Consider the following 277-nt stretch of genomic DNA (forward strand, 5'->3'; position numbering starts at 1 on the left):
GGCCAAACAGCCGCTGATCGCAGAGCCGTTTCCGAACGATCGCAAGATCGGCAATGACGCCGAGATGAACGATCCGCGCATCGCGCGTAAATGGGAGTCCGGCGGCGGCGGCATGGTTTCGACCATCGGCGACTATGCGCGCTTCACGAAAATGCTGCTGAACGGCGGTACGCTCGACGGCAAGCGTTATCTGAGCCCGAAAACCATCGCCTATATGGGATCGAACCATGTCGGCCCGGCGTCGGGCGTGGCGAACGGTCCCTACTATCTGCCGGGG

1 pseudogene is annotated in these 277 nt (G+C 62.1%); it reads left to right on the forward strand.

From position 1 onward, the window contains the following. Nucleotides 1–277, forward strand: a pseudogene (locus tag RVY79_RS19405) (hypothetical protein); the annotation flags it as partial.

Origin of the sequence: Chromohalobacter sp. HP20-39 (assembly GCF_033052815.1) — a bacterium.
Taxonomy (GTDB): domain Bacteria; phylum Pseudomonadota; class Gammaproteobacteria; order Pseudomonadales; family Halomonadaceae; genus Chromohalobacter.